Raw genomic sequence first — 8,446 nt, forward strand, 5'->3', positions numbered from 1 at the left:
TCATTTGAATCTGACGAGATTTGATATCTCATTTTTCGCTCCGCCATTTATTCTGTCATAGACACGAACCAAATGGCGGAGCGGATCGGTTTTACGATGTAAAACCTACTCACTCGTTGTTCAGTTTTCAAAGATCAAACTTCATAACCTGTCGTTTTGTGACAGCTATAAGATCATAACATGTCGGCTAGTGAATTGCAAGAAGTTTTTTTCAAGAAAATTAATCGAATCATTCTGCATTTCATTTTCGCCAAACGCTGTTTCAATGTCAGCCGTAATAATATATCACAATAAGTTTACCTTAATCAAGCTTTTTTTATAAATTAATTTATTAAAAATTGTGGAGCCCCAAACCTCTTCTATATTGGACTGGCCTTAAACACCTTCCAGGCCTTCAGGCCAGTGCAGTTCCACTCCATGCTCTTGAAGCAGCTTTTGATATTGGCATAGATGCTCGGAGGACCCCTTTATCTCATAAGGGTATTGATTGCTGCGTATTGCATAGACCGCCAATAAAGCTGCTGACTCCCCGATATTCCATTCCGTCGGGTGAAGCCTGTAGCATCCGTTGGCGATTTGGGTCATGCCGATATTTTTGCAGGCAGGGAGCAGATTTTTGATTCTAACCGGGATCAGTGAACCGAGCGGAATCTCATAAGGATAAGTTGGGATATAAAAAGAGCGCTGCGTTACCGTCGTCGGGTGAAGATCCAGATGGTAGCTGCCTACACCGACACTGTCCTTATATCTTTTGATGCCCGCATTCCCGCGCAGCTCCTTGCTGACATCATGCTCCGTAATAGTGTACAGCGCTTTGATCCGACGCGACTCGCGGATGTAAGGCGTTTTAGCCAAGCCATGCTTTGTGCCAAGCACTTCCCCCCACAGTCTGATTCCGGGATAACCTGTTCCGCCATCCATTCGCGGCGCCTCGGTTTGAAGCCAATAAATAAGCGCTAAAGTCAGGGATCGCGCACATCGCAAATGGCGGGCCCTTTCTTCCGGAGACACTCCTATAACGGGACCCAGATAATAATCATTTTGCGGCCAGTTTAATAAGGTGATCTCTCCTTCATAAAGCGGTCTGCTCAGCTGCGAAGGGTCCACAATCCGCCGGTAATCCCACAAAGACATGGTGCCATGAACATTCGGAAACATGGTGAACTTTTTCATTTTGGTCATATCATTCGCATCAGAAGCATGCCAGCTCAAGATAGGAAATGGTGAAAAGTCCGGCTTGTAGCTTTTCCAAAAAGAATAGTCATCCGGTCGGTCGATCACAAAATTACCGCCCTCGACATATTCCACTGCAGCTACATGAGTAATGGACTGCATATCAAGCGGATTGGCTTCCTTCATAGCATGCGGCTCTCCCGTATCGGAAGCAGACTCGGCTCCGGTTGCAAATTCTGCTCCGGCCAGCGGCAGCAGATCCCCACAATCCGTGGCATCAAGGTAGTAAGCCCCCCGGAGGAGGATTTCATCCCCTTTCCGGTTGCGAACAATTACAGAAGTAACCATATCTCCGCAAATTTCTGCTCTATGTATCTTGGTATGATAGAGAATCTTTAACCTGCCCGAATGCATATAGGGAGACAGCATATCTTCAAGCACACGCAAGGCCACCACCGGCTCATGGCAAAGACGGCTGACCCAGCCGTTGCCCGGGTTGAGCACCGGATTTTGGCGTGCTTCCTCGGTTAAGGGATAATTTACACGGTAATAATCACGCACCCGGTTTCGAAATTCCCGGTAAGAAGCCGTGCAGCCAAAGCTCTCAATCCAGCGGTGCTCATCAGGCGGAACCGCCTGGGATGTGAGCTGTCCGCCGATCCAGTCCGTCTCCTCCGTCATGATCACCTTCATACCTGCCTTGGCCGCCGCAAGAGCAGCTGCGGTTCCACCGAGACTGCCTCCGACGATAACCATATCCGCTTCATACAACCGTTGGTCCATAACCCCTAACAACTCCTTATGGATGATAGCTAACCGCAAGCCCAACTTCAAAAGTACGGTTCCAGGGCATAAAACAGTCCGTAATCTCCACCCTGCCATCCTCTCCGTTAATACGTTCCTTAATCGCCTGATTCAGCTTGGTCCGGATCAGAGCTGCAGCTTGACCACGCTGCCCATCCAGCATGAATTTACTCAGTCCCATCGACTCAACCACCCCGTTGTTCATCTCTGTGCGAACGAGTGAGCAGTAGCAGACATCCTCCGCATAACGCAACGCCAGGAAGTTCAAATGGCCGGCAGTACGCCCGTAATGAAGAAACAGCATGGATTGCGCGAGGACGGTCCCCAGCGTGTTCGAGCTGGTATTCCATCCGGCATAACCTGCCAGGGAGAACAGCATGTTTTTCTGGCGCAGCAGCCGCATCAGCTTCAGGTCCCCTCCATTCGCATATCCGACATCCGCAACAGCCACCGGCTTGCCCTCATGGAAGAGCATGTATCCCCCGAATTCGGCAAGCTCGGCAATATTTCTGAGGACATCATATCCAGCCATGGGTTGCCTCTGCACAGCCGCCTCAGACATGGTGTCCCCTGGCATGTTCACAAGCAGCACCATATCCGCTTCGGCAGCAGACGGCACAATCAGCCCGCCCGCAGCCAACACCTGATACTTCAGGGACTCATAAAAATAACGATCCTCATACAATGGGGTAACAAAAGCTCCCTGCAGCGATGACAGCCGCGGATAGATCAGGGGTATCCGGCCTGTATCCGTATTTACCATTCTGGCAAGCAGCGTACATCCCACTTCATCCGCACCCGGATACATATATACGCGAAGCTCCAGCTCCAGATCAGCAATCCGCCCCCTGATCTCCTCTTGATCCCTGGCGGTATATCCGTAAGGAGCCGAGTCATCCTGCGGTATAATCAAAAATTCGATGACCCCCTCCGCAACAAGCTCCAGAGCTGCCCGGTTTATCGCCGCATTGATTGCCCGTCGTCCCAGATAATCGTCCAGCACGTCAGGAGGAAGCCGAAGATCAATGTCCTCCAGCTCGGCCAGTTCATCATCTGCTGCAAGTCCGAGCTCCTTGCGGTGGCTGATGAAGCCTTTGCGGAAAATTTCCCGGCCCCATTCTTCATAATAATCCGGCTCCTCTTCGGCCGATGAATACTGCGGACACCGCATGATGAGCTGGAAAGCGTAAATCCTGAGCCCAGGATGATCCGCCTTCAAGCCGCGCAGCCTGGTCAAACGTTCAAGCACTTGCTCTTCGTGCATCCCATGCAGCCGGGAAGGAACAATGCCTCCGTACAGCAGCGTATCCAGGGCCAACACAGCTCCGTGTGCGCCTTCTGCGGCTTGCTCCAGCCAGGCCCATAAGCGGCTGGTGTCGCCTGGTGCTTTCTTGCGGCCCATCATATCCAGCGGAGGACGCTCAGGCGTATAATCCGTCCCCCTAGCCAGCATAAAAGGAAACTCATAATTGCAAGGCCGCTCATCCAGTGGCATGAATAGAATGCGTTTGCCGTTCTCCACCTTTACGCTTCCCACCCCTGATCCACCCGCCTCTCTGCGATTTAACATGCACCCTTAACACTTAACCCTTAACCGCTCCTGCCAAACCTTCCATATAATACTTCTGGGTAAAAAGAAACACGAAAATAATCGGCAGCACCGAAATGATCGTACCAGCAGCAATCCAGCCGAAATTATAGGCAAACTGGCCGTTCAGATAGGTCAGGGCAGCCGCGAGCGGATACAGCCCGGGATCATCCAAAATCACGATCGGCCATATAAAGCTGTTCCAGTACCCCATCACCTCCAGCAGCGCAATGACAGCGATAGCCGGTTTTACAAGCGGCAGCACAAGCTGCCACCAGATGCGGAATTCGGAAGCCCCGTCCATTTTCCCCGAATCTCTTACATCCACAGGAATATTCAAAAAGGTTTGCCGCATCAGAAAAATATTAAAGACAGACACAGCGGACGGAAGAACCACACCCAAATAAGAATTGCCGAGATGCAATGCCTGAATGGTCAGATAATGGACAATGATGGCCGTCGAGGCCGGAATAATCATGGTGGCAATAAGCAGGCCAAAAACGAGATTCCTGCCCCGGAAGCGGAATACCGCCAGCGGATAACCGGTCATACAGGCCAAAATGATATTCAAGGCGACACCAAGGACAGTAATGACGACTGTGTTGTATACATACTGTGGAAAATTCATGAACTGCCATACCTGCGCGTAATTAGCGAAATCGATAAAGGTCGGAAAAATGGCCGGCGGAGTGGAAAACACGTTGCGTCCCGGCATCAGCGATACACTTAACAGCCACAGAAAGGGCCCGGTCATAAACAAGGCGAGCAGGATCAGAAGGGCATACATAAGGAGCATGTAAAAGGTTTTTCTGACCAGACGTCCCTTCTTCACAGCAGCCCGGGAATCAGACGGTTCACGTGTACGAAGCTTCATATCCGAGGTATCCATCAGTAGGGATTGACACCGCCTTTCCTGTTCAGCCGGAACACAATGATGCTCAAAATGCCAAGAATCACACTGACGATCAGGCCGAGCGCTGAAGCATAGCCAAACTCAAACTGCTGCATTCCTTTTTGAAAAATGTACAGGCTCGACGTTAAGGTGGAGGTGCCAGGCCCTCCATTTCCATTGGTCAGGATATACACCTCATCAAATACCCGCAAAGCAGACATTAACGAGATCAAGGTGCAGAACAGAATGTAAGGTCTGAGCAGCGGAATCGTAATCGCCAGGATCAGCCGCCATCTGCTGGCTCCGTCCACTCTGGCCGCTTCATACAAATCAGCCGGAATGTTCTGCAGTCCTGCCAGATAGAGCATCATATAATAGCCAAGACCCTTCCACATCGTGATGAACATCATGACATACAGCGCCGTGGAGTTGTTGGACAGCCAGTATATCTGTTCACTGAGGATGCCTGCCCGGGCAAGCAAGTAGTTCACCACCCCGTTATTGCCAAGCAGCCAGCTCCAGATCAGCGCCACAGCCACCATCGATGTCACCACAGGAATATAATAAGCTGTCCTGAAGACTTTGATGCCGGGAATACGGGTATTGTTCACAAGTACAGACATGAGGATGGAGAACACCTGAATAAACGGAACGATCAGGACATACACGAGCGAGTTCCACAACGAGATCAGGAAATTACGGTCTGCAAAAGCTTTTCGGAAATTATCCAGCCCGACATATTCCGTCTGCGAAATGACCGAATAATTCGTCAGTGACAGCGGAATCCCGTAAATGATCGGCCAAAATACAAACACGGCCAAAAGGATCAGACCTGGCGTCATAAACGCCCAGGCCGCAAAAGACTCGGTGCGCAGCCATTTATGCATAACGGTTCACCTCCTGCTTGGCGGACATTTATGGATTACTACTGCTGCAAAATCCCGTTCACTTCCTGCTCGACCTCGCCCAGCGTCTTCTGTGCATCCTGACCGTTTAGCAAAATATTTTGCAGGCCACGCGCGATGGCCGAGTTCACGTCCTGCGCATTTGGCACGCCTACCATGTAATCCGTAGCTTTACCAAGACTCTGCGCCGATACCACCTTCGCCTGAGCCTCAAGCGAACCGTCGGTCTCGCTGAAGAACGGGTCCTGTATAGAGGCCTTGGTGGACGGGAGCGTATTGGCTGCCTTGGAAAAGGACGTCTGGTTCTCCGCATTGGTCACAAATGCCGCAAATTCCACCGCCTCTTTCGGATACTCCGACTTTGCAGGCACAACCAGATTCATCGAATTGGAGAGACGCAGGTCACCCTGACCTGTTGGAAGCGGGACGGCAATCGTATTTTTGTATACATCAGGAGCCGCTGTTTTGATGAAATTGATGAATGTCGGCCCGCCCAGCTGGAATGCGGTCTGCTCCCCGGAATAATACTGAATCTGTTTGGTGAAATTAGCATCTTCCTTAATAATTACCCCTTCATCCATCAGCTTCTTCATATTACTGATCATGGTCACCGCTGCAGGTGTATTAAAGGCGGCTGCCGTTTTATCCTCCGTCAGAATCGAAATCCCCTCGATTGGGAATAGCTTGGATACGAGCTGCTGGGCGTAGCCGGCCTTGCCTGTCTTGGCTTTCACCTGGCGTCCCCACTCCGCCAGCTCTTCCCGGGTCGTCGGAGGATTGGACGGGTCCAGGCCGGCCTCCTTGGCGATTTTGGTATTAATGAACAGCACCTCGGTACCCGTGTACCAGGGAAGGGCATACGCTTGGCCATCGATGACTGTGGAATTAAAAATACCTTCAAAATAAGCACCCTTCTGCTCATCGTTCAAATATTCGTTCATATCAACAACAGCCCCTTTGGAGCCCATTTGGCTGGCGAACTCTGTGTTAAGATTAACCACATCAGGGCTGCTGCCGCTGGCAATGCTGGTCAACAGCTTGTCGGTTATGGCATCATAAGGGTAATCCTTCCATTCAATTTTGACATTCGGATGACTCTTCTGATACTCAGCGATCAGAGCATTGAAGTAATCGTTAAAGGTCGGTTGGAGCGCAATCGTCCAAAACTCCAGCGTAATGTCTTTATTCCCCGCATCTTCCGTCGATCCGGATTGTCCTCCTCCACCGCAGCCGGTGGCCATAATGGACAGCAGCAGGATACAGCAAAACGTGAATAGCAGGCCTCGGTGTTTCTTTGACACAGTGCAACCCCCTCAACTTGAATTTTGGATCACAAATTGTACAGGTAATAAAATGGTTAAAAAACCTCTTATGCCCAAAATTATAACATCATATTTTACAAAAAGAATCATTTTCTTTGATTTAGTAAAAAAAGTGCCCCCCGCGAGAGACACCTGTAATAAGCACAGTATACTTCATATGTGCACTTCATTTGGCTTTGGGCATCGCCTTTCCTGCCTGACGGCGGGAATACCATTGAAATCCGAATTTCAGGGTGCCAGCCACCACAAAGTAAATAAACAATACCCGAAAAAGCTGGTAGCCGGACACAAACAGCAGATCAGCCCCCACTTCATGTGCCATTATCCCCATCTGGTCCATGCCTCCGGGGGCCATGCTGAGGAAAGCTGTGGCCGGGCTGACATGGTGAACGGCTTCCAGCCATTTGGCCAGGCCCATTGATCCGAGGATCAGAATCAAGCCACCGGTTACGGCCATGATTACCGTTTTGGTTTTATTTTTCAAATTCTCGGGATGCAGCAGCAATCCCACATAAGTGCCGATCATAAATTGCGACGCGTTCAGCAGACTGTCCGGGAGGGCTGGCCCCTTCAAACCGGCAATCTGAGCGGCGGCCGTTCCGATCAGGGGGCCAAGCATAACCGCAGTCGGAAGCCCGATTTTTTTGCTCGCGCAGGCGCAGACAACACAAAGGGGCACAAATATAAACATACCCGGAAAGAGCCCGGACCAGGCAGCCGAGGACTGGCGCACCGCTTCCACAGCCGCCGCAGCTTCCGTACCCCCATACACAGGGCTGAACAACAAAAACGGCACGCAAAACGTAATCATAATGAGTCGCGTAACCTGCATAAAAGTAACAATCGTTATATCGATACCCTTAACCTCGTCCGCCAGCACCACCATTTGTGTCAGCCCACCAGGAATGCTGCCTGTCATCAAGGTCGGAAAATCAACATCCGTCAGCTTGTAGAACAAGTAGGCGACCAGCACGCAAAATGAGATCAGCACAACCGTCATCAGCAGCATGGACGGCAGCTGATAGGCTGTCTGCACCAGCGTATCCACCGTCAGAGTCAGTCCGATAGCATACCCGATGATTCCGATTCCCGTATCCCTTACCGCGGGAGACCACCACAAGGGCAGCTTGAGCACCTTAGCTCCGATCAGAGCCGCCGTCATCGGCCCAAGCAGCCAGGGTATCGGGGTATGCAGGATGGTAAACAGGGAGCCTCCGAGCAACGAGACGGCACATGTCAGGAAAAAACGCCCCCATTGGGTCAGCCGGATTTCCTGCAGCCTCAATTTCGCAACCCTTCCGGCATTCCGTTCCAGCTCCGATTCATCCCCATATCATATTCCTCCTTATTCTGTGACAGAAAGGCACCTGCCCATTTTTTCTCTCCGGCTTGTAGAGTTCGTTCAATATTATACATCACATATACAAGGGAACGGCGTATCAGGCGGATTTTTCTTATGGTCGTCCCACGGAAAACCAATGAAAAAGAGGCTGCCGCTTGGGGAGGCCACTGAAAAACATAGCTTTTCTGAGGGACAAAAGAGAATTCATCAAAAATGACGGCATTCATTCAGAAATACGTGAATGAGTGCCGTCATTTTGCTTGCTGTCATGGGATAGGAGGAGGATCATTCCTCCATCAGCTTCAATATTCGTTTTAGGTTCACTGCAAATATGGCCATCGCCCCTTGGATTTCCATGCCAACCAGACCCGAGGAGGATGCAATATCATACCCGTGTCTATGTTTAAGTTCACTATTCTT

The 8,446-nt window shown here is 50.7% G+C and carries 6 protein-coding genes; all 6 read right to left on the reverse strand.

What is annotated here, in order from left to right:
• Nucleotides 1-375 precede the first annotated feature (375 nt).
• Nucleotides 376-1,956, reverse strand: a complete 1,581-nt coding sequence (locus ACE41H_RS24870; RefSeq protein WP_375358260.1) for an FAD-dependent oxidoreductase — start codon at nt 1,954-1,956, stop codon at nt 376-378.
• Nucleotides 1,957-1,972: 16 nt separating this feature from the next.
• Nucleotides 1,973-3,472 carry a DUF4127 family protein gene (locus tag ACE41H_RS24875; RefSeq protein ID WP_375358265.1) on the reverse strand — a complete coding sequence of 500 codons (1,500 nt, stop codon included), beginning with the start codon at nt 3,470-3,472 and terminating at the stop codon, nt 1,973-1,975.
• 88 nt (nt 3,473-3,560) lie between these two features.
• The gene (locus ACE41H_RS24880; protein WP_375358261.1) at nt 3,561-4,439 is read right to left on the reverse strand and encodes a carbohydrate ABC transporter permease; all 879 of its coding nucleotides are present in this window, start codon (nt 4,437-4,439) and stop codon (nt 3,561-3,563) included.
• A 14-nt stretch (nt 4,440-4,453) separates the two neighbouring features.
• Entirely contained in the window at nt 4,454-5,344 is an 891-nt protein-coding gene (locus ACE41H_RS24885; protein WP_375358262.1) for a carbohydrate ABC transporter permease, read from the reverse strand.
• A gap of 38 nt (nt 5,345-5,382) precedes the next feature.
• Nucleotides 5,383-6,663, reverse strand: coding sequence for an ABC transporter substrate-binding protein (locus ACE41H_RS24890; protein ID WP_375358263.1), 1,281 nt, complete (start codon nt 6,661-6,663; stop codon nt 5,383-5,385).
• 187 nt (nt 6,664-6,850) lie between these two features.
• The gene (locus ACE41H_RS24895; RefSeq protein WP_375358264.1) at nt 6,851-7,969 is read right to left on the reverse strand and encodes an AbrB family protein; all 1,119 of its coding nucleotides are present in this window, start codon (nt 7,967-7,969) and stop codon (nt 6,851-6,853) included.
• Nucleotides 7,970-8,446 lie beyond the last annotated feature (477 nt).

Origin of the sequence: Paenibacillus enshidis, from assembly GCF_042136365.1 — a bacterium.
GTDB classification, from domain to species: Bacteria; Bacillota; Bacilli; order Paenibacillales; family Paenibacillaceae; genus Paenibacillus; species Paenibacillus enshidis.